Source organism: Arthrobacter oryzae (genome assembly GCF_031454875.1).
In the GTDB taxonomy this organism is placed as follows: domain Bacteria; phylum Actinomycetota; class Actinomycetes; order Actinomycetales; family Micrococcaceae; genus Arthrobacter; species Arthrobacter oryzae_D.
The window spans coordinates 15,844-36,435 of record NZ_JAVDRQ010000006.1 but is presented as its reverse complement, the minus strand read 5'-3'; the positions used below and the strand labels follow the sequence as shown (position 1 = coordinate 36,435).

At 66.6% G+C, this 20,592-nt stretch carries 20 protein-coding genes; 14 read left to right on the top strand and 6 right to left on the bottom strand.

Translation table 11 applies throughout. The features are described 5' to 3' along the window. The first annotated feature begins 21 nt into the window (after positions 1–21). From J2805_RS12035 to J2805_RS11995, 9 genes are all read left to right on the top strand, one after another. Positions 22–603 carry a TerD family protein gene (locus tag J2805_RS12035; protein WP_309976419.1) on the top strand — a complete coding sequence of 194 codons (582 nt, stop codon included), beginning with the start codon at positions 22–24 and terminating at the stop codon, positions 601–603. A gap of 38 nt (positions 604–641) precedes the next feature. Then, positions 642–1,223 (top strand): TerD family protein, encoded by a 582-nt coding sequence (locus J2805_RS12030; protein WP_309976417.1) that lies wholly within the window; start codon positions 642–644, stop codon positions 1,221–1,223. Positions 1,224–1,344: 121 nt separating this feature from the next. After that, positions 1,345–2,538, top strand: a complete 1,194-nt coding sequence (locus tag J2805_RS12025) for a toxic anion resistance protein (RefSeq protein ID WP_309976416.1) — start codon at positions 1,345–1,347, stop codon at positions 2,536–2,538. Between the two features lie 29 nt (positions 2,539–2,567). After that, the gene (locus J2805_RS12020) at positions 2,568–3,071 is read left to right on the top strand and encodes a hypothetical protein (RefSeq protein WP_309976414.1); all 504 of its coding nucleotides are present in this window, start codon (positions 2,568–2,570) and stop codon (positions 3,069–3,071) included. Continuing rightward, a complete protein-coding gene (locus tag J2805_RS12015; RefSeq protein WP_309976412.1) occupies positions 3,071–3,622 on the top strand; it encodes a TerD family protein in 552 nt (183 codons plus the stop codon). The genes J2805_RS12020 and J2805_RS12015 overlap by 1 nt, the downstream gene beginning before the upstream one ends. A 3-nt stretch (positions 3,623–3,625) precedes the next feature. Then, on the top strand, positions 3,626–4,444 hold the full coding sequence (locus J2805_RS12010; RefSeq protein WP_309976410.1) for a hypothetical protein: 819 nt from the start codon (positions 3,626–3,628) through the stop codon (positions 4,442–4,444). Positions 4,445–4,453: 9 nt separating this feature from the next. Next, positions 4,454–5,674: an HpcH/HpaI aldolase/citrate lyase family protein gene (locus J2805_RS12005; protein WP_309976408.1), complete on the top strand. Its 1,221-nt coding sequence runs from the start codon at positions 4,454–4,456 to the stop codon at positions 5,672–5,674. Further along, positions 5,671–8,238 carry a phosphoribosyltransferase domain-containing protein gene (locus tag J2805_RS12000; protein WP_309976406.1) on the top strand — a complete coding sequence of 856 codons (2,568 nt, stop codon included), beginning with the start codon at positions 5,671–5,673 and terminating at the stop codon, positions 8,236–8,238. The genes J2805_RS12005 and J2805_RS12000 overlap by 4 nt, the downstream gene beginning before the upstream one ends. Further along, the gene (locus J2805_RS11995; RefSeq protein ID WP_309976404.1) at positions 8,235–9,098 is read left to right on the top strand and encodes an HAD family hydrolase; all 864 of its coding nucleotides are present in this window, start codon (positions 8,235–8,237) and stop codon (positions 9,096–9,098) included. The genes J2805_RS12000 and J2805_RS11995 overlap by 4 nt, the downstream gene beginning before the upstream one ends. Here the strand turns inward: J2805_RS11995 and J2805_RS11990 are convergent. Both J2805_RS11990 and J2805_RS11985 read right to left on the bottom strand, forming a co-directional pair. After that, positions 9,095–9,838: an SCO1664 family protein gene (locus J2805_RS11990; protein WP_309976402.1), complete on the bottom strand. Its 744-nt coding sequence runs from the start codon at positions 9,836–9,838 to the stop codon at positions 9,095–9,097. The two genes, J2805_RS11995 and J2805_RS11990, sit on opposite strands and share 4 nt — an antisense overlap. Beyond that, positions 9,839–10,504, bottom strand: a complete 666-nt coding sequence (locus J2805_RS11985) for an MSMEG_4193 family putative phosphomutase (protein ID WP_309976400.1) — start codon at positions 10,502–10,504, stop codon at positions 9,839–9,841. Positions 10,505–10,557: 53 nt separating this feature from the next. Here J2805_RS11985 and J2805_RS11980 point away from each other — a divergent pair, with 53 nt between their 5' ends. Then, positions 10,558–11,946 (top strand): sigma 54-interacting transcriptional regulator, encoded by a 1,389-nt coding sequence (locus J2805_RS11980; RefSeq protein ID WP_309976398.1) that lies wholly within the window; start codon positions 10,558–10,560, stop codon positions 11,944–11,946. 32 nt (positions 11,947–11,978) lie between these two features. Continuing rightward, complete coding sequence (locus J2805_RS11975) at positions 11,979–13,979, top strand: vWA domain-containing protein (RefSeq protein ID WP_309976396.1); 2,001 nt, start codon at positions 11,979–11,981, stop codon at positions 13,977–13,979. Positions 13,980–13,998: 19 nt separating this feature from the next. Here J2805_RS11975 and J2805_RS11970 read toward each other — a convergent pair whose 3' ends face one another. Further along, entirely contained in the window at positions 13,999–14,922 is a 924-nt protein-coding gene (locus J2805_RS11970; protein WP_309976394.1) for a LysR family transcriptional regulator, read from the bottom strand. A 158-nt stretch (positions 14,923–15,080) separates the two neighbouring features. Here J2805_RS11970 and J2805_RS11965 point away from each other — a divergent pair, with 158 nt between their 5' ends. After that, a complete protein-coding gene (locus J2805_RS11965) occupies positions 15,081–15,521 on the top strand; it encodes a CBU_0592 family membrane protein (protein ID WP_309976392.1) in 441 nt (146 codons plus the stop codon). Positions 15,522–15,657: 136 nt separating this feature from the next. Continuing rightward, positions 15,658–16,464: a GOLPH3/VPS74 family protein gene (locus tag J2805_RS11960; protein ID WP_309976390.1), complete on the top strand. Its 807-nt coding sequence runs from the start codon at positions 15,658–15,660 to the stop codon at positions 16,462–16,464. A 222-nt stretch (positions 16,465–16,686) separates the two neighbouring features. On the opposite strand, the gene J2805_RS11955 is transcribed toward J2805_RS11960, so the two are convergent. Further along, positions 16,687–18,036 carry an SLC13 family permease gene (locus J2805_RS11955; RefSeq protein WP_396134342.1) on the bottom strand — a complete coding sequence of 450 codons (1,350 nt, stop codon included), beginning with the start codon at positions 18,034–18,036 and terminating at the stop codon, positions 16,687–16,689. 106 nt (positions 18,037–18,142) lie between these two features. Then, on the bottom strand, positions 18,143–19,258 hold the full coding sequence (locus tag J2805_RS11950) for a PrpF domain-containing protein (RefSeq protein ID WP_309976386.1): 1,116 nt from the start codon (positions 19,256–19,258) through the stop codon (positions 18,143–18,145). A gap of 330 nt (positions 19,259–19,588) precedes the next feature. Here J2805_RS11950 and J2805_RS11945 point away from each other — a divergent pair, with 330 nt between their 5' ends. Next, positions 19,589–20,074, top strand: a complete 486-nt coding sequence (locus J2805_RS11945; RefSeq protein ID WP_396134322.1) for a LysR substrate-binding domain-containing protein — start codon at positions 19,589–19,591, stop codon at positions 20,072–20,074. On the opposite strand, the gene J2805_RS11940 is transcribed toward J2805_RS11945, so the two are convergent. Next, entirely contained in the window at positions 19,983–20,525 is a 543-nt protein-coding gene (locus J2805_RS11940) for a TspO/MBR family protein (RefSeq protein ID WP_309976384.1), read from the bottom strand. The genes J2805_RS11945 and J2805_RS11940 overlap by 92 nt on opposite strands. Between the last annotated feature and the right edge of the window lie 67 nt (positions 20,526–20,592).

The window sequence follows — 20,592 nt, the reverse complement described above, 5'->3', positions numbered from 1 at the left end:
CCGTTCGAAGGATCAACTATTTTGTCGAGTCTGACCCTTACCAAAGGCAATAATCTCTCCCTCACCAAGGCTGATCCCGGCCTGGAACGGGCCCTTATCGGCCTGGGCTGGGATCCGAGGACCACCAGCGGTGAAGCCTTCGACCTGGACGCTTCGGCGCTCCTGGTCGGGGCGGATGGCAAGGTCCGGTCCCAGGACGACTTCATCTTCTACAACCAGCTCCAGGCCAAAGACGGGTCGGTGGTCCACCAGGGCGACAACCGCAGCGGCGTGGGCGAGGGCGACGACGAACAGATCCTGATCGACCTCAGCCTCATCGCAGCGGACGTGGACCGAGTTGTGATCGTTGTGTCCATCGACCAGGCGGATGCCCGTGGCCAGAACTTCGGCCAGATCCGTGGCGCTTACTGCCGTGTGCTGAACCAGGACACGGACCAGGAAGTGGTCCGCTACGATTTGAGCGAGGACGCGGCACCTGAAACGTCAATGATTTTCGCCGAGATCTACCGCAACCGTGCCGAATGGAAGTTCCGGGCGGTTGGCCAAGGCTATGCCACGGGCCTCCACGGCATCGCCACCGATTTCGGCATTTCGCTGGACTAGTTCGCAAGACCGATTCAACACGAAGGAATGGTACAAACATGGCAGGACTAACCCTTACCAAAGGCAACAATCTGTCCCTGACGAAGACCGCACCAGGCCTGTCGAAGGCTGTCGTGGGGCTGGGCTGGGACCCGCGTACGACGACGGGTGAGGCTTTCGACCTCGACGCCTCCGCCCTCCTGATCGCCGCGGACGGCAAGGTCCGGTCCTCCGCGGACTTCATCTTCTACAACCAGCCCGCTGCCGCCGACGGTTCCGTCAGCCACCTGGGCGATAACCGGTCCGGCGAAGGCGCCGGCGACGACGAACAGATCCTGATCGATCTCTCCGTGGTGGCGGCCGACGTCGAACGCGTTGTCATTGTGGTCTCCATCGACCAGGGTGAAACGCGCGGCCAGAACTTCGGCCAGGTGCGCAGCGCCTACTGCCGGGTGGTCAACCAGGTCGATGACAAGGAAATCGTCCGCTACGACCTGAGCGAAGACGCGGCGCCCGAAACGTCGATGATTTTCGCCGAGGTCTACCGCAACAACGGGGACTGGAAGTTCAAAGCCGTCGGACAGGGATACGCCACCGGACTCGCCGGCATCGCCAAGGACTTCGGCGTCGACCTTAGCTGATTAGTGTCCCGGACTGGGTAGAGTCCGGACTGACTACTTCCAATCCGCATCCGTTTCCACCTGAGGTGGTGTCCCGGCCAATTGCAACCGGGACACCACCGATCTCTGAAAAGGCAGCATCATGAATTCTCCGTTGACTCCCCCCGACGCCGCAGAGGCTTCATTGGTGCTTCATGCTCCGGAAGCCCCTGCCATTGTCCAGCCCGAAGAAGCTCCCGGCATGGTGCCGGTCCCCGACGAACGACGGGCCGAGATCGACAGGCAGGCCAGGGAGTTCGTGGCCGGCCTGGCCAAGCTGGACGCCCGCAGCCCGGAGTTCTCCTCACAGGTCGATGGCATCAACAAGATCGGCAGCGCAGAGATCACCGCGTCCAGCAACTCCTCCAGCAGGCTGCTGGAGCGTTCCTCGACGTCTATTGCCGGCGCCAAGAAGTCCGGGAACAGCGCCCAGGTGGCGGTCGCCAACACCCTGGGTGAGCTGCGGAGCACGGTGGAAGACCTCACTCCCAACCAGGCCAACCTGAGCGTGGGCAAGAAGATCCTGGGCTTCATCCCCGGCGGAAACAAACTGGCCAAGTACTTCCAGAAATACGAGTCGGCACAGACCCAGCTGAACCAGATCATCAAGTCCCTGATGACGGGCCAGGACGAGCTGCTCAAGGACAACGCCAGCCTGGCCAACGAAAAAGTCCAGCTCTGGGAAACGATGCAGGCACTGAGCGAGTATGCCGTCTTCGCCAAGGCACTGGACGCCGCCTGCGTGGAGAAGATCGACTCCGCCCGCGCAGCCGGTCAGATTGCCGAGGCCCAGAAGATGGAAGCCGACGTCCTGTTCCCCGTGCGCCAGCGCCACCAGGACATCCTGACCCAGCTCGCCGTCTCGGTCCAGGGGTACCTGGCGATGGACCTGATCCGGAAAAACAACGTTGAACTGATCAAGGGTGTGGAGCGGGCGCGCACCACCACCATTTCCGCCCTGCGTACTGCGGTGATCGTGGCCCAGGCCCTGGCCAACCAGAAGATGGTCCTGGACCAGATCGACGCCGTCAACACCACCACCAACAACATGATCCTGAGCACCAGCGAAATGCTCAAGGACCAGACCGCGCGGATCCACCAGCAGGCGTCCAGCTCCGGCGTCAGTGTGGAAACGCTGCAGAAGGCCTTCGACAATGTGTTCGCCACGATGGACGCCATTGACACCTTCCGGTCCGAGGCCGCCAAGAACATGGAAAGCACCGTCGGGGCCCTCGAAGCCAGTGTTCACAAGGCCAGGCCGTACCTGGAACGCGCACGGCAGGGCCAGACAGACTAGGTGACAGCGAAGCAGCAGGCGGTACCGCAGTGATTGGTAAGTTCATCGGCTCCCTGTTCGGCGGCGCCCCCGCGCCGGGCATCGCTGAACAGGCGCCCGAACCCACGGCGGAGGCCGAGCTGGCGCAGGCCGCCGCATCTCTGGACAACCTGCGCAGTGCCATCCGGCGCGCCGGCGCTGAACTGCCGACATCGGTGTCCTCGCAGCTGCGCCAAATCGACGATGTGCTGCGTCCGCTGGTCAGCCACATGGCCGAGCACGGGGCGTCGATGGAGCAGCAGGTGCTGTTGAACTCCATCGTCTGCAGCTACATCCCGGATCCCCTGCGCACCTACCTGGCACTCCCGGAGAGTGCCAGGACCGAGGAGTCCGGACCGACGCAGCTGCTGGCCGAACAGTTCACTACGCTCGAGGAAATAGCCCGTGACCTGGCCAACCAGGTCCGGATCGGTGCCATTGCCGAGCTGTCTACCCACGGCCGGTTCCTCGAAGATAAGTTCGCGCCGTCCGCGCTTCGGCTGGAAGGCCGCTGATGGGCAACCTTGTGGCCGGGGCTAACGCGGCGCTGACGGCCGAAAACCCGGGACTGAGCAAGATCATGGTCGGCTTGGGCTGGCAATCCATCCCCAGCCGCGGGCCGCAGTCCGAACTGGTTCCGCTGGCGATCATGTGCGACGCCGGCGGCCGGGCCGTCTCGAACGATCACCTGGTGTTTTTCAACCAGATCGCCAGCCCTGAGGGCTCGGTGGCGTTCGCCGGCACCGACGACCAGGAACAGATCGACGTCGACCTGTCCCTGGTGCCGGCCAGCGTCGCCAAGATTACGTTCATTGTCTACGTCGACCCCGATCTCCGCGGCCCCGGTACCTTCGCCGCCATCCGCAGCCAGTACATCCGGGTGGCCACCACGCAGAATCAGGAGCTGGTGCGCTTCGATATACCCCAGTCCCCGCAGGACAACATCACCGCCATGATGTTCGGCGAACTGTACCGCCACCGCGAGGACTGGAAGTTCCGGGCCCTGGGCCAGGGCTATACAACCGGCCTCCGCGGCGTGGCATCCGACTTCCGTTTCGATGTCTAGGCGATGGCACTGAACAGGTCCGGCATCCGCACGGACATCACCTACCTCAGCCGCCGGGTCAAGCCGGCCGCCCGCGCTGAAACTTCCGCAGCGGCACCCGTCCCGGCGGCAGCGCAGGCACCGACTCCGGCGACAGTGCCGGCGTCGTCCCCTGCGGCCGCGGCAGCCGCCCCGTCGCTGTCCCTCAGCCGATCGCCCGCGCCCACCTCACCGGCACCAGCCACGTCCGCTGCCGCACCGTCGTCCGGAGCACCGTCGTACGGAGCGCCGTCGGCCGGAGCCCGGCCGGTTGCTGCGGCCCGGCCCACCAGGCTCTTTCCGGCTCCCGGGATCGGCGCGACGAGGCTGCTCAACGCCCAGACGCCGATGGTCCGTCTTGACCGGCGCCAGTCGGCGATTGGCAGCCTGCTGGTGACCGGTGCAACCTCGGCGGCATGGGAAAGCGTGGAGCGCGTGACCGGGGCCATGACCGCGGACGGCGCCGTCTCCGGCACGTCGATCGTGTGCTCGGGAAACCGCCCGCTGGTCGGCTACGTGGACGGGACGGCGGCAGTGGCGCTTCGGCACGTCCGCGAGCTGCGCCGGGCGCTTTTCATCGGGCAGCCTTCGGATCCTCTGACCGTGGAGATTTTCGACGGCGGCACCGTGACGCTGCCGGCAGCCGACGGGGAGCTGAGATTCATCCTGTCCCTGACCGCGATCGACGGAGTCATCGAGCTGCGCGCCGAGCCGGTGCCCGCCCGCGCCGACGCCGCCGGGCTCTGGCACGAATTCGGCTTTTCCATGACCACCAAAGCTGCCGCCCGCCGGCAGGAACCCTGACGGGACGGCATGCGCCATTTCAGTTTCCTTAGCGACGAGCATGCCTCGCGCCTGTTCCACATCGCGCCTCAGGAGCTAAGCCTGGCCTCGGCCCCCGCGGTGCTGGCCGTGGCCCTGGGTGCCACGCTCTACACTCCGGCGGACCGCCCCAACCTGGCGCAGGACATCCGCAAACAGGCGTCACGCGGCTGCCTGAGCATGGTGATCTGCCTCGAGGACTCCATCGCCGATGATGCGGTGGACTCCGCCGAGACCAACGTGGTGGACACGCTGACTCGCCTGCACGCCGGTTCCGCCGGTTCCCGCCCCGGGAGCGACAGCGGAAGCGACCCCGATGTCGCCTTCCACTCCGACGAGGGGCCTTTGCTGTTCGTCCGCGTCCGCACGCCGGAGCAGATGCTGAGCCTGGCCCGGCGCTGCGGCAACGCATTGGATCTGCTGGTGGGCTTTGTCATTCCGAAGTTTGAGAACGAGACCGGCCGGGCGCAGCAGTTCCTGGATGCCCTGCATGAGATCAACGCTTCCCGTGGGGACGGCCGCAGGCTGCGGATCATGCCCATCATGGAGTCTCCCCTCATGATCCACGGCGAGACCCGGGCCAGGACCCTGTCCGGTGTCTGCGACGTGCTGCAAGCCAACCGGGACGATGTCCTGGCCGTCCGCGTGGGCGCCACGGACATGTCCAGTGCTTTTGGCCTGCGCCGCTCCCGGGACCTGACCATCTACGACGTCAAGGTGGTCGCCTCCGTGATCGGGGACATCGTGAACATGTTGGGCCGGCCGGACAACGGATTCGTGATCTCCGGCCCGGTCTGGGAGCACTACAGCAACAGCGAACGCGTGCTGCGCCCCCTGCTGCGGCGCACTCCCTTCGCCGACGCCAACGAAATGCCCCTGCGCGACCGGATCCTGACGGCCAACCTCGACGGGCTGATCCGCGAAATCGAACTGGACCTGGCCAACGGGCTGCTGGGCAAGACGGTCATCCACCCCACCCATGTCCCGCTGGTCCATGCCATGTGCGTGGTCAGCCACGAGGAATACGTGGACGCACTGGAAATCGCCGGCAAGAACGGCGGCGGCGCCTCAGCCTCGCCATACGGCAACAAGATGAATGAGATGAAGCCCCATCAGGCCTGGGCCGGGCAGACGCTGCTCCGTGCCGCCGCGTTTGGCGTTGCCGCCGAGAACATCACTTACGTTGACCTTCTGGAAGCGAGCATGAATTGAGCCAGCACCCCTGGACCGGCGGCTTTGTGCAGGACGCCCTCGGCGTCGGCATCACAACGGACCACTCCGCGAGCCTGCTGCCGGTCGAGGACCTGGTGGGCTTGGCACTGCGCCGCAACCCCAAGCGGGCCCATCTGCTGGTGTCCCGTGTGCTGGGCAAGCACGTCCCGTCCGAACCCAGTCTGGTCATTGCCGCCGGTGAGCTGCTGGGAGTGCTCGTTGGCGAGGCGCTGTCCGCCACCGCAGGGCCCTCGTCCGCCACCCGGACCATTGCGGCCGGACTCGCCGCGCTCCTGCGCGGGCAAACGCACGACGACGGCCGGCGGGCCGCGCTGCGGAACCTCAGGGGAGAGCTGGCCGGGTTGAAGACACGCAACCAGCAGGTCATCACCATCGGCTACGCGGAGACGGCAACCGGCCTGGGGCGGCTGGTGGCCGACACAATCGGCTCGTACTACATCCATTCCTCCCGGCACGCCCCGCCGGGCGCCGCCGCCTACGGGTCCTTCGAGGAATCACACTCGCACGCCACCTCACACCGGCTGCTGCCCACTGATCCACGGCGCCTGAACGCCCCGGAACCGGTGGTGCTGGTGGACGACGAACTCAGCACCGGCGCCACGATCATCAACACCATCACCGAACTCCACGCCCTGGCACCCCATCCCAGCTACACGGTGGCTGCACTCGTGGACCTGCGGACACCGGCCGACCGGGACCGGTTCGACGAACTCGCGAAACGGCTCGGGACGCGCATCCGGGTAGTGGCCCTGGGGACGGGACAGATTACCCTGGGCGCGGACGTCCTCCAGCGCGCCGGGGAGGTGGTGGCGGCCCTGCCGCAGACGCCGGAAACTTCCTATTCGGTACCCGGAACGGTGACCTTCCTCCAGTCAGGGACCGACGGCGCAGCTGTCCGCAGTGACCGGTTCGGCAACGGCGGTTCCCCCGCGGCGGCCGCCCTGGCCGGCATCGGGGAGTCCATCCACCGCGCCCTTCCGCAGGCGGCCGCCGCGGAGTCCGTTCTGGTCCTGGGCAGCGAAGAGTTCATCCACGTGCCCCTGGCCGTGGCCGATGCACTGGACCAGCTGAATCCGGACCGGGGCGTCCGGTTCTCCACCACCACCCGTTCCCCGATCGTCGCCCTGGACCGCCCGGACTACGCCATCACGGGTACCGTCCAGTTCGCCAGCCACGACGTCACGGTGGACGGCCCCGGTGTGCGCTTCGCCCACAACGTTTCCTCCGCCCGCCACAGATTCGGCACGATCGTGCTGATGCCCGAACCAGGAACCCCCGCGGAGGTCCTCTCGGGTCCCGGCAGCGTGACGGAGGCGCTCAGCGCCGTCTGCAGCGCCGTCGTCGTCATCCTCCTCCCCGCCTCACCCATCCTCCCGGCGCCGCTGGCCGGACCGGCGTTCGGTTCCTATGCGCCGGGGGACGTCACATGGCTGCTCAAGGACATCGGAGATGCCGCGCTGGAAGCGCCGGCGGCCGATCGTGAAGCCGTCATGCAAGGAGGCGGCGGGAGCTACGCAGAAACCCTGCCGATCGAATATTCGCCCTCGCAGCAGTACCAGCAGCTGTACCGGGACGCCCTGGAACGCTCCGCCGAGCGCGTGGCGCAGGCCGTGGGCACCGTGACCGAAATGGCGCTGGCCGCGCGTCGGAACCGGCCTGTGTTGGTTTCCCTGGCCAGGGCAGGCACGCCGGCAGGCATCCTGATGCGCCGCTGGGCCGGACAGATCCACGGCATCGACCTTCCCCACTACACGATGAGCATCGTGCGCGGCGTCGGGCTGGACGAGACAGCGCTGCGGTACCTGGCCGCCCACCACGATCCGGAGCAGGTCCTTTTTGTTGACGGCTGGACCGGAAAGGGCGCGATCACCCGCGAGCTCTCTTCCGCCCTCGATCGCTTCGCCGAAACCGACGGCGTTGCCTTCCCGAAGGACCTCGCCGTGCTCGCGGATCCCGGGCACTGCGCCGACATGTACGGCACGCGCGAGGACTACCTCATCCCCTCCGCCTGCCTGAACTCGACCGTGTCCGGGCTCGTCTCCCGCACGGTCCTGAACACGGAATTCATCGGCCCGGACGACTTCCACGGGGCCAAGTTTTACCACCAGCTGCGCGGTGACGACGTCTCGCGGGAATTCCTGGCCGCCGTCTGCGGCCATTTCGACGACGTCGAAGGGGTTGCGCGGGCCGAAGCCCGGACCCTGCTGGCAGCGGACCGGACGCCCACCTGGGCCGGCCGGCGCGCCGTGGAAAGCCTCGGCCGGGAACACGGGATCGAGGACCTGAACCTCATCAAACCCGGGGTCGGCGAGACAACACGGGTACTGCTGCGCAGGGTGCCGTGGAAGATCTTGGTGCGTCCTGATGCCGCGGCGCCCGAGATAGCGCACATCCTGCTGCTGGCTCAGCAGCGCGGTGTGGAGGTGGTGGACGTGCCCGGCCTGCCCTTCAGCTGCGTGGGGCTCATTGACCCGCGGTTCAGCCGCGGGTCAATCGGGGCCGACGGATCTGCCGAAGGATCAACAGCGGCGGCCGCCCTGTGAATGCAGTCCTGGTGGCCTCGGATCTGGACCGGACCCTGATCTACTCCGCGAAGGCCTTCTTCCTGGAAGTCCCCGACCACCTGGCACCGGACATGGTAGTCGTGGAGCTTTACCAGGGAGTGCCGATCTCATTTATGACCCGCACCGCCGAACAGCTGCTGCTCGAACTGACCCGGACGGCCATCTTCGTCCCGGTGACTACCCGCACCGAGGCCCAGTACCGGCGGGTCCGGCTGCCCGGAGCCGTGCCCGAATACGCGGTCACCACCAACGGCGGTGTCCTGCTCAAGAACGGCGAGCCGGACATCGAGTGGCAGACCTCAGTAGGGCAACGGGTCTCGGAAGGCTCCGCGCCGCTGGCCGTCATCGAGGAATTTCTGTCCCGGGAGGCCTACCGGTCCTGGATCCTCCGGCTGCGCCGGGCCGAAGAACTCTTCCTGTACTCCATCGTGGACCGGGAGCTCATGCCCGCGGAATTCGTTCGTGAGCTGGACGCATGGTGTGCCTCGCTCGGCTGGACGGTGTCCGTCCAGGGCCGCAAGCTCTACTGCGTGCCGCACGCGGTGACGAAGAACAGCGCCGTCGCGGAAGTCGCCCGGCGCACCGGAGCATCCCGGGTCATTGCCGCCGGGGATTCGCTGCTGGACGGGCCGATGCTGGACGAAGCGGACGTCGCCTTCCGTCCCTCCCACGGAGAACTGGCCGACGTCGACTTCCGCAGGGAGCACCTGCGCGTCACAGACGCCCGCGGCATCCTGGCAGGGGAGGAAATCTCCCGGCGGATCCATGCGCTGGTCCAGGGCGGAGCATCTCAGGTAAAGCCACGAAGCGTGTTGCCGGCGGCATTCGAGCGCGCCTAAACGAGCGGCCACGGGTAGCGCATGCCGGTGCGGTCGACCGGCAGCACCTGCGTTCGTAGCAGCCGCCGCACGCGGTGCTTCAAGGCCGCGACCTCGTCGTCGTCGAGGAGTTCGGCCACCGCGGGAGGCGCGGCTTCGGCGAGCGGAGCGATGTCCTCCAGCAGGGCATCCGGGATGGGTTCGCCGGCGAAGTCCCAGATCACGGTGCGCAGTTTGAAGCTTGCCGAGAAGCACAGCCCGTGGTCGATGCCCCACACCCGCCCGTCATCGCCACGCAGCACATGCCCGCTCTTGCGGTCCGTGTTGTTGGAGACGTAATCGAACAGGGCGATCCGGGCCAGCTGGCGGTGGGTCTCGGGGGCGTCCGAGTACAGGGTGAAGTAATGCTCACGGAAGTCGCACTCGATGAACCACTGCAGTGATCCGACCCCCAAGGGCGCCTCTTCACGGATCACCGTTGAAGGCACGAGCCCCCAATCCAGGGACTCGCTGAGCAGATAGGCAGCGCGTTCCCGCCGGTAGAGGCCGGGCTCGAAATCGGACAGCGGCCGTTCCCCGGCCTCCGGCTTGTAGACCGCATACGCGGCGTCGTTCCCGCAGGAGACCTGGACGAGGAACGTCTCGTTGCTGCTGCGCGGGATTCGTCCGAGCAGCTCGACGCTGCCCTCAGCGAGCAGCGTCAACTCCCTGCCGGACACCGTCTGCCCCGCTTCACCGTCCGCCCCGCCGGAAGTTCCCATTCACCGCCCCCTCAGCCCGCTCAGCGGGTCCGACGTCGAATTCACCATGAGCACGGCAGGCGCCTGACCGTCCACGAACGAGATGGCCGAGACCGAGCCCGGGCTGATGACGATCCTCTGGAAGAGGTCCAGGGGCGTGCCCAGGGCGTGGGCGACGGCGGCTTTGATGGGATCGGCATGAGAGAAACAGACGACGACGCCTCCGGCGTGGGCTGCGCGCAGCGCCTCCAAAGATCCGACGATCCGCGCCTGCATTTCGGTAAAGCTCTCGCCCCGTGGGAAACGGAACGTCGAAGGGCTGTGCTGAACGGTCCGCCACTCGGGCAGGGCGGCCACGTCCGCCAGCGCAGCCCCGGTCCAGTCGCCGAAATCGCATTCGAGCAGGCCGTCGTCGTGCTTCACGTCCCGTCCAGTGCGGACCGCCGTCGGCTCCGCCGTCTCGCAGGCGCGCTCCAGCGGCGAGGAATAGACGGCGTCGACGGGAAGTCCAGCGAGGCGCTCCGCAACCCGATCGGCCTGCTCCCGCCCGCGATCGGACAGATGCAGCCCCGGTGCCCGCCCCGGCAGCACCCTGCCCGTGGTCGGCGTTTCCCCATGGCGCACCAAAAGGAGCAGGGTGCCCTGCTCTCGGTGCTCCGATGAAGGTCCAGGCGTTGCTGCAGTCATCAAGATTCAGGGTAGGGGGTGCCATGGGATGGCGCGAGGTCTACCGTAGAGGGGTGAGTGATCGCCCCGATATCTTCACTGTTGGTGAACTGCGTGCCTCCGGCCACGTGCACAAGGACCTGCGCCGCGAAATCCGCGACAACCTGCTCGCGGCGCTCGCCGCCGGCCGCGATCCCTGGCCCGGGATGTACGGCTTCAGCCGGACCGTCCTGCCCCAGCTCGAGCGTGCCCTGCTCGCCGGGCACGACGTCGTCCTGCTCGGCGAACGGGGCCAGGGCAAGACCCGGCTCCTGCGCACCCTGGCCGGGCTGCTGGACGAGTGGTCGCCGGTGATCGAGGAATCGGAACTGAACGAACACCCGTACGAACCCATCACGGAACACTCCCGTGCCCGAGCAATCACCGAGGGGGACCGGCTGCGGGTGGCGTGGCGCCACCGCTCCGAACGGTACGTCGAAAAGCTCGCGACGCCGGACACGTCCGTCGCCGACCTGATCGGCGACGTCGACCCGATGCGGGTGGCCGAGGGCCGCCGCCTCGGCGACCCGGAAACCATCCACTACGGCCTGGTTCCGCGCTCCAACCGCGGCATCATCGCCATCAACGAGCTGCCCGACCTCGCCGAACGCATCCAGGTCTCGATGCTCAACGTGATGGAGGAACGCGACATCCAGATCCGCGGCTACGTGCTGCGGCTGCCGCTGGACGTTCTGGTGGTCGCGTCCGCCAACCCGGAGGATTACACCAACCGCGGCCGGATCATCACGCCGCTGCGGGACCGCTTCGGTGCCGAGATCCGCACCCACTACCCGATAGAGCTCGACGACGAGGTGGCAGTCATCCGGCAGGAGGGGCACCTGGTGGCCGGCGTCCCGCCCGTCATCCTCGAGATCCTGGCCCGCTACACCCGCGCGCTGCGGCAGTCCCCGGCGATCAACCAGACCTCCGGGGTGTCCGCGCGGTTCGCCATCGCCGGCGCCGAAACCGTCGCCGCTGCAGCCCTTCGCCGCGCCAGTGTGCGCGGCGAGGACGAGGCCGTGGCCCGGATCATCGACCTGGAAGCGGCGGTGGAAGTTCTTGCCGGCAAGATCGAGTTCGAGTCCGGCGAGGAAGGGCGGGAACAGGACATCCTGGACCACCTCCTGCGCATGGCAACCGCGGAAGCCGTGCGGGCGCACTTCCACGGCATCGACATGGGGAAACTTGTGGCCGCGCTCGACGGCAACACCACGGTGACCACCGGGGAACTGGTCACCGCGCGGGAGTTCCTGGAAAACCTCCCGTCCCTCAACGGCTCCCGGCTCTACGACGAAATCAGTGAGCGCCTGGGCGCGACGAACGACGGACAGCGCGCCGCCGCCGTTGAACTGGCCTTGGAAGGCCTCTACCTCGCCCGTCGGATCGCCAAGGAATCCGACGACGAGGCGACGATCTACGGCTAACAGGCCGCTCAGCGGTCGGCAGAGGAGGGCCCATGAGCGTTCACAACAGGTCCAGGTACAGCCGGTACAGGGGAGGACCGGATCCGCTGGCCCCGCCGGTGGACCTGGCGGAGGCCCTTGACGCCGTCGCCGAGGACGTCATGGCCGGATACTCGCCCCGGCACGCCCTGCAGGAGTTCCTGCGGCGCGGCGGCCGCAGCCGGGAAGGCCTGGACGACCTCGCCGGCCGCGTCCAGCAGCGGCGCAAAGACCTTCTGGGCAGGCACAAGCTGGACGGCACCCTCAACGAAGTGCAGAAGCTGCTGGACACCGCGGTGCTGGAGGAGCGCAAACAGCTGGCCCGCGACGCCATGATGGACAACACCGACCGCTCCTTCCGGGAAATGCAGCTGCAGAACCTGCCCCGGTCCACCGCGGCGGCCGTCAACGAGCTGGCCTCCTATGACTGGCAGTCGAGCACCGCGCGCGAAGCCTACGAGCGGATCAAGGACCTGCTGGGCCGCGAGGTCCTGGACCAGCGGTTCGCCGGCATGAAGCAGGCACTGGAGAACGCCACGGATGAGGACCGGGCGGCCGTCGGCGAGATGCTGCAGGACCTCAACGGGCTGCTCGACAAACACCGGCGCGGCGAGGACACCGACGCGGACTTCCAGGACTTCATGGCCAAGCACGGCCAGTTCTTTCCGGAGAATCCCCAATCGGTCGAGGAGCTGATCGACGCGCTCGCCCAGCGTGCCGCCGCGGCCCAGCGGCTGCTGCAGTCCATGTCCCGGGAGCAGCGGGAGGAGCTGATGAGCCTGTCCGCCCAGGCGTTCGGCTCGCCCGAACTCATGGCCCAGCTCGGCCAGCTCGACGACACCCTGCGCGCCCTGCGCCCCGGCGAGGACTGGACCGGCTCAGAACGCTTCGAGGGTGAGGAGGGGCTCGGCCTCGGCGACGGCACCGGCGTGCTGCAGGACATCGCCGAACTGGACGAGTTGTCCGAGCAGCTCTCCCAGTCCTACAACGGGTCCCGCCTGGACGACCTGGACCTGGATGCCTTGGCCCGCCAGCTCGGACAGGATGCCGCAGTGACCGCCCGCACCCTTGCGGAGATAGAACGGGCAATGCACGACGGCGGCTTCCTCCGGCGCGGGGCCGACGGCGACCTCAGCCTGTCACCGCAGGCCATGCGGCGGCTCGGGAGGTCGCTGCTGCGGGACACCGCCAAGCAGCTCTCCGGCCGGCAGGGCCGTCGGGACACCCGGGTTGCCGGGGCGGCCGGGGACCAGACCGGCTCCAGCCGCCCGTGGGAGTTCGGCGACGCCGAGCCCTGGGACGTCACACGGACCATCACCAACGCGATCCGCCGGACGATTGCCGACGGCGGCAACCCGGCCCGCGGACTGCGCCTCGCCGCGGATGACATCGAGGTGGCGGAGACTGAAGCGCGCACCCAGGCAGCGGTGGTGCTGCTCGTGGACGTGTCCTTCTCGATGGCCGCCCAAGGACGCTGGGTGCCCATGAAACGCACCGCGCTCGCCCTGCACCACCTCATTTCAACCCGTTTCCGCGGCGACAGACTGCAGCTGATCACGTTCGGCCGTTACGCGCAGAGCATGGACATCGGCGAGCTCACTGCCTTGCCGGCCTTCCGGGACAAGGGAACCAACCTCCACCACGGCTTGCTGCTGGCCGGCCGGTTCTTCCGCAAGCACCCGTCGATGCAGCCGGTCCTCCTGGTGGTGACCGACGGCGAACCAACGGCGCACCTGCTGGCCGACGGTGAGACATGGTTCGACTACCCGCCGGACCCGGAGACCATCCGGGTTACCGTGGCCGAGTTGGACCGCCTGGGGCGTGCCGGCACACAGGCCACGTTCTTCCGGCTCGGCAACGATCCCGGCCTGGAACGGTTCGTCCAGCGGATGGTCCGCCGGATTGATGGCCGGGTAGTGGCGCCCGAGACAGGGGACCTCGGGGCTGCCGTGGTGGGGGAGTACCTTCGCGCGCACTTCCGCGGCCGCCCCTACGACGACGACTGGGCCCAATAGAAGGCTGTTCGGCACTAACTCAGGATGCAGAACGCGTGTCGAACGCCGCAGCCGATTCCCGGAGAAGGCGGGCGACGGTGTCCACCGCCGTGCTGGTTGACCGTCGCCGGTCGAACCGTCTCAGAACGATCCGTCGCGTACCCAGTCCGGGGACGTCCAGGATGTCGACGCCGTCGTGGACAATGCCGCTCAACGCCAAGGTGGGCACGATCGCAATACCCTCGCCCGCGGCGACGAGTGCGAGGGCGGTCAGCGTCTCCTGGTACTGATGCACCGTCTCCATCTGGGCGCCCGTCGACTGACGGAGCCGGCCGAGCACCGAAGAGTTGGCGGCGGTGGGCTCGACGCCGAGCCACGGAAATGGCAGGCGGGCAAGATCAACGTTCTCCGTTGTGAGCAGGGCACCGGCGGGAACCACCAGCTTCCATGGCTCGTCCAGCAGGGGCTCCTCGGTCATCCCGACGGAAAGTGAACGCTGCTCGGCCGTCGTCGAATCGAGCTCCACCACGACGGCGTCGAGTTGGCGCTGGCGGAGCAGCCGCATCAGGGCAGGGAAGTCGTCCTCGACGATCCTGATCTGCAGTTGCGGGTACTGGGTGCGCCACTCGGGCAGGCGCGGGATCACCACCGTCCGGACAAAGCTGGTGAAGCCGCCCACGCGCACGACTCCTGCGATTTTGGCCCCGCCTTCGATGCGGGCGCGAGCGACGCTGAGGGCGCGTTCAATCTCCTCGCCGGCTTCCGCCACTGCCAGGCCGGCGGGTGTCAGAACAGAGCCTTTGGGTGTGCGCACTACCAGGGCGTGCCCCGTCTCGTCCTCCAGTTTGGTGAGCTGCTGCGAGACGGCCGAGGCCGTAATTCCCAGCTCGTCAGCCGCGGCGAGCACCCCGCCTGTGCGGGCAACTGCAAGAAGCACGCGCAGCCTGCGCGGATCGATATCCATGTTAAGTAGTTCTAAACCATGTCTTCAGTGGAATGCAATTGATCTAAAGCTGTTTCGAACTCATAATTGCAGTTAAAAGCGGCCCAGCCGCACCTCTAGCCCGCCATTTACACTCCGCCCGGCGGATGACAGCCGGGCATCACCTCTGAAAGGACATCATGGAACTGCTGTGGGAAATTGCGGGTTGGTCGGGGGCAGTTCTGATCCTGTCGGCGTACCTGTCTGTCTCCATGGGTTGGCTGAAGGCCGGCAAGCGATTCCAGGTGGCCAACCTCATCGGTGCCTGTGCCTTCATCGTCAATGGTGCGGTCCACGAAGCGTGGCCCTCAGTGGTGACGAACGTTGCGTGGTGCCTCATTTCCGCCATCGCGATTCTTCGCATGCGCGCCACGCAGGAGTCGCCGGTGGCCGAAGCTGAGGTCCCGCAGGTGCAGTTTCCCGGCGTCCCCGACACCACCGGCCAAATCGCAGTTGTCGAGGCGATTACCTCCGCCGTTCATGGCGACGTCGCCGGACGGGTGGCTGAGTGCCAGGCCAGCCTGCGTGACGGGCGGGCAGCGGATTCGGCGATCCTCCGTAGCGCCGCCGGGACCCGCTAACGGACTTCCCTCTGGGGGGTACTGCTCTTGGCGCCGGTGCGATGTTCACCGGCGTCGTGCGCTCCCCACAGCTTCCGCCGGTGGACGCTTGTAAATCCTCATTGTGGCGGCGGCCCAACGGGTCCACCATGATGCTATGAACGCTGAAACACCGAAGGCGGCGGAGTTGAGCCTTCCCCAGGCTTTCCTCCTTCTGGCGACGAACGACAAAGACGGCAAACCTGCAGTGCCCGTGTTCGCGCTCAGGACCACCGTGGCAGGGGCAGTCCTGGCCGAGCTGGACCTGATCGGCGCGATCGGGCTGCAGGGGAAGCACATCAGGGCCACCGGCGACTCACCGCCAACGGAGTTCCAGCACGAACTGGAGCTCATCCGTGGCAAATCCCGGCCCCACACTCCCAAAGCGTGGGTGTCCATTCTGGAGGGCCGCGCCGAAGTGCAGCGTGTTTATGAGGGGATGGCGTCACTGGGCATCGTGGAACACGTCGGCGAAAAGCATCTGGGCCGCGTCCGCGCCGTGAGGTATCCGGAGAAAGACCACGCCCCGGAAGATGCGCTCCTGAAGACGATTGAGGCCACACTCGGCAGCGCACTGCACGATCCCGAGGCCTCTGCTGCCGTGGCAACCGAAGCCGGGGCGTCGGATTCGACGGCGACCGGGGCCGGCGCGGCTGATTCGACGGCGCCCGGGGCCGGGGCGGCTGATGCCGCGGAACCTGGTGCCAAGACGCCCAGTGACAAGAAGCCTGGCGATAAGACGCCCGATGCCAGGACCACGGCGTTGATTGCCCTGCTCCAGGCGGCCGGACTTCTGGGCAAGCTCTTCCCGGCAGCAGATCTAACCCGGGCAAGTGAGCTGGCGAGGTACTACTGGCCGAGCCGTGCCGTGGAGGACGAACTCCGTCTGATCAGGCTGGCGGAGGAAGAAGCCGCAACCTTGTAATGCTGCCCTGCGATCGCCGTCGTCCGGTGTCAGCAGCTGCAGCAAACCTAGACTGTAGGCCACACGCCAACGGCAGGACCCACCTTGATGGGTCCTGCCGTTGACGCATAGGGATGCGCGCACCTGCGCCCGTCTTTCGGGATTCCTGTTGCGATGGAGTGCAGGGCGCCTCCCGTACAGCTGCCGGGCACGTGCCGGCAGTCTTCTGGATCTCCGCTTTGGTTACATGATGCCGGTGGGTACCAGCAGGGCCCAGGCCAGCGCCGGGGCTGCCACCACCACTCCGCCGGCGTACATCATCAGCTGCTTGTAGACGCGCTGCCGGTCGTCCTCGCGGGCGTTGGCAACCACCAGGGCGCCGTCGGTGGAGAAGGGCGAAACATCCACGACAGTTGCGGCGATGGCCAGGGCCGCCACCGTTCCGGAGGCGCTCAGCGAACTGGTGGCCAGCAGCGGCCCGGCAAGGGGGATGAACGCGGTGAGCAGCGCCGTCGAGGAGGCGAAGGCCGAGCCGACGCCAATCACGTAGCAGAGGACCAGCGCTATCAGCAGTGGTGCACCGAGTGCCAGGGCCTGCTCGGCGAGGGTGTCGATGACGCCCACGTGCTGGAGCAGGGAAACGTAGGTGATCATGCCGGCAACGAGCAGGACAGTGGACCAGGAGACGCCGCCGATGAACGTGCGGTGTTCTTTGATGTTGACCAGTGCCAGGAGGAGACCGGCGGAGAGGGCAACGAAGCCGATGGGCATATGGAAGCCCAGTGCGCAGACGAGCATGGCAGCGATCAGTGCCAGCGTCAGGATCTGCTGGCCGTGCGGACGGGTGGTGCCCGTGGTTTCAAGGTCGGCATGCTGGCCATCGCCGTCGCGCAGTTTCCCCAGAACGGCGAACAGCGCCACGGTCAGGACGGAGAGGATGAGGTTGATCGCGAAGCTGGCGGAGAACAGGGCGCCCTGGGAAACGGGAAAGCCGTTCTCCTGTGCGATGTCGTGCACCAGCACTCCGGCCACGGACAGCGGTGAGAAGCCGCCGGCGTGGGCGCCGTTTATCAGGAAGGCGCCCATCACCACCGGATGGATGCGCGACTCGTAGGCCAGACCGATGGCCGCCGGGGCCAGCAGGGCCACGGCCGCGGGGGAGAAGGTGCCCAGTGCCGTGAGGGCTGCGGCCATCAGGAAGAACACCCACGGCAGCAGGAGCGTTTTGCCCCGGACCATGCGGACGCAGCTCTGGACGATGATGTCGATCGTGCCGTTCCGCTGCGCCATGCTGAAGAAATACGTGACGCCGATGATGGTGATGACGATGTTGGCCGGGAAGTCCGCCAGGATTTCCTTGTCCGTCATCCCCAGCATGAAATAGCCGACGCCGAAGGAAGCCACCAGCCCCATGACGCCGATGTTCAGCGGCCACTTGGTTGCGACGACGAACATCACCACAAGGATGACGAGCGGGATGATCTGTTCAACGGTCATGCTTGGCTCTGATCCCGCGGTGGGCGCCTGGTTGAAGACACCTCCCGCCAGAACGAGGGCAACCAAACCGAGAAGCGTAATGCCGACCACCGCCATCAGCACGATACGGAGGCGGCGGTCGGTACGAGGAGACTTCAGGTCCTGGGTCTCCTCCACGATGCCGGTGGGACGTTGCGCAGTCTTAGTCATGGCGTGCTTCTCCTCAGTGAGTGGCTCCCGCGAGGTAGGACTCGGCAGCACTGCCGAGGGCCTCGGGGAGGTGGATGATGGTGGTAGCGATGGTGCGGGCCGTGCGGTCGACGCCGACAAGCAGCGTCCCGCCGTGCTCCTCGGTCCAGGTCTCGAGCACCCCGGCCGGGGTGCGCAGCTTCAGGGCGGCCCCCAGCGTACCGCCCGTGATGGAGTGCAGGACGGTGCCCGGCGTCCGGGCCGCGAGCGTCAGGGCGATGCTGCCGGTGATGGCCAGGGCAGGGTGCGGCCGCCCCATCGAGAGCATCATGACGTTGATATCGCTGTCCGTGTCGGTGCGGGCGGGGGCGGCAGCAATGGCGAGCTTGGGGATGGCCCGTGCCGCCTGGGCGGTAGTTGCTGCCAGTCCCATCCGCACCGCCGCCTGCCGGCGGATCTGGTCCAATGTGTCCAGCTGCAGTTCTACGCCGGCGAGCCAGCTGTCGTAGCGGGCGGGATCCAGCCCGAGCTCCTCGGCACGGACGATCACCACCGGCGCCCCGGCGTCCACCATGGAAACGGTCCAGCGGGTTCCCCCGGCGATGATTGTGTCGGCCGCCGCACCGGTGGGCAGGAGCTTGCCGGTGGTCTTTCCGGCCGGGTCCTGGAATCCGAGTCCCACTCGGTAGCCGGGAAATGGAACACCGGGCATCAGTGCATCGGGAATGATGGGCAGGGCACCGGCCGGGGTGGCCACACGCTGGACGATGATCTGTCCGGTGTTGGTGTTGCGGGTGACGATGCGTGTGACGTCACCGCTGGGAACCACCCATCCCTTTTCGATCGCGTAGAGGCCGACCACTGCCGAGCAGTTCCCGCAGTTGCTGCCCCAGTCCACTGCCGCCTCTTCGATGCCCACCTGGGCAAAGGTGAAGTCGACATCGATGTTCTCATCGGCGGGCCGACGCAGAATCATCGCTTTGCTGGTGGTCGAGGTCGCGCCGCCGACGCCGTCGATCTGCCGTGAGTCGGGACTGCCGAACAGCCGGGGCAGCAGCGAATCCAGGCTGGTGCCGGCGTTCAGATGCTCATCCTCGAACACCCAGCACTTGCTGGTGCCTCCGCGCATCCACTCCGCTTCGATCTTCATGTTCTCCCGCATCTCCTCTGCCTCGATTTCTTCAAGGGGCCTGATACGAGAATGAGTCGGATCACAATTTAAGACAATGTTCCATGATTTAGGGGGGATGTAGGGACGCTTAATTCAGTGCGGGAGAAAGGACCCGGACGGCACGATCGGGGTTCTCAGTGGCGGGACCCGACCCTGAAGCACGGATCATCTATGCCTGGATCCAGTAAATGAACCAATTCTACCGAGGGGTAAAGCATTGCTTCACGAAGACGAACCACATCTCTATGAAATGCGGCGCCTGGTGCTGCTATCAACCTCTCGCTGCGCAGCGCCCGTTTCGATGAACTGGTGGCAGACCTGCAGTCAGGGGTCACGGCCTCTGCCTGCTCTGGGACTACCCCTGGAACAGATTCCCACGACGACTCCATCCGGGTCACTGAAGTCTTCCGCGAAAGCACCGTGATCCTGGTTGCCCGCGGGCATGCGCTGGCGGACCGGGAGGAGGTCAGCATGGCGGACCTCCGGCACGAGTCCTGGATTGTGCGGGCAGAGGCTCATCCCGTGGTGGAAGTGCTACAGCGTTCCGCCCATGACGCCGGCTTCGAACCCACCATTGGATTCCTTGCCAATGACTACCAGGAAGCCCAGGCCATGGTCAGCGTCGGCATGGGTGTGGCCCTGGTGCCCAAAACCGCCGTCGCCCTTCAGCAGCCCGACGTCAGGGTTCTCAGCCTCGGGGCGGCTAGTTTCGCAGGGCTGCGTACAGGTTCAGGCTCGCCGAGAAAACGAGCCATGAAATGTAGGGCAGCATCAGAAGTCCGGCCGTCCTGCTGATGGGCCCGAAACGCAGCACGGTGAACGTTGCCACCAGTGCGTGGGCCGCGATCGCCACGAACGCCATCCATAAAGCGGCGGCTCCCAGCATCGGGTACATACCAAAGAACAGCAGGGGCCAGGCGAGGTTCAGCAGCAGGAGACCGCCATAGGCTTTGAACGCCCCAGCACGCGGGACCTGCCGCTGCCGCCACACCAGCCAGGCTGCCACGGCCATTGCTGCGTACAGCGTGAGCCACACCGAGCTGAACATCCACCCCGGGGGCGTCCAAGGGGCTTTGTCGGCCAACGCGTACCAAGCGCCGTTCATCCGGATCGGCAAGGAACCCAGCAGTGACACGGACCAGGACAAGGCCAAAAAGCCGAATAATGCTGCAACCTGCCGGGGCCACGGGTGACTGCCGGTCAGCGCGGGGCGGCTCGGAGGAACTTTTTCAACGTCGGCAATCACTGACCTACTGTGGGCAATCAGGGGCCGCTTCGTCAAACTGCGGCACGGTGCCTAGTTGCCGGCGGGC

What these genes read in the sequence shown, in the direction of transcription:
- J2805_RS12030 (WP_309976417.1), top strand. Translation starts at nt 642, where the DNA reads ATGGCAGGACTAACCCTTACCAAAGGCAACAATCTGTCCCTGACGAAG.
- J2805_RS11960 (WP_309976390.1), top strand. Translation starts at nt 15,658, where the DNA reads ATGAACGCTGAAACACCGAAGGCGGCGGAGTTGAGCCTTCCCCAGGCT.
- J2805_RS12005 (WP_309976408.1), top strand. Translation starts at nt 4,454, where the DNA reads ATGCGCCATTTCAGTTTCCTTAGCGACGAGCATGCCTCGCGCCTGTTC.
- J2805_RS12010 (WP_309976410.1), top strand. Translation starts at nt 3,626, where the DNA reads ATGGCACTGAACAGGTCCGGCATCCGCACGGACATCACCTACCTCAGC.
- J2805_RS11990 (WP_309976402.1), bottom strand. Translation starts at nt 9,838, where the DNA reads ATGGGAACTTCCGGCGGGGCGGACGGTGAAGCGGGGCAGACGGTGTCC.
- J2805_RS12025 (WP_309976416.1), top strand. Translation starts at nt 1,345, where the DNA reads ATGAATTCTCCGTTGACTCCCCCCGACGCCGCAGAGGCTTCATTGGTG.
- J2805_RS11975 (WP_309976396.1), top strand. Translation starts at nt 11,979, where the DNA reads ATGAGCGTTCACAACAGGTCCAGGTACAGCCGGTACAGGGGAGGACCG.
- J2805_RS11965 (WP_309976392.1), top strand. Translation starts at nt 15,081, where the DNA reads ATGGAACTGCTGTGGGAAATTGCGGGTTGGTCGGGGGCAGTTCTGATC.
- J2805_RS11985 (WP_309976400.1), bottom strand. Translation starts at nt 10,504, where the DNA reads ATGACTGCAGCAACGCCTGGACCTTCATCGGAGCACCGAGAGCAGGGC.
- J2805_RS11970 (WP_309976394.1), bottom strand. Translation starts at nt 14,922, where the DNA reads ATGGATATCGATCCGCGCAGGCTGCGCGTGCTTCTTGCAGTTGCCCGC.
- J2805_RS11955 (WP_396134342.1), bottom strand. Translation starts at nt 18,036, where the DNA reads ATGGCGGTGGTCGGCATTACGCTTCTCGGTTTGGTTGCCCTCGTTCTG.
- J2805_RS12015 (WP_309976412.1), top strand. Translation starts at nt 3,071, where the DNA reads ATGGGCAACCTTGTGGCCGGGGCTAACGCGGCGCTGACGGCCGAAAAC.
- J2805_RS11950 (WP_309976386.1), bottom strand. Translation starts at nt 19,258, where the DNA reads ATGAAGATCGAAGCGGAGTGGATGCGCGGAGGCACCAGCAAGTGCTGG.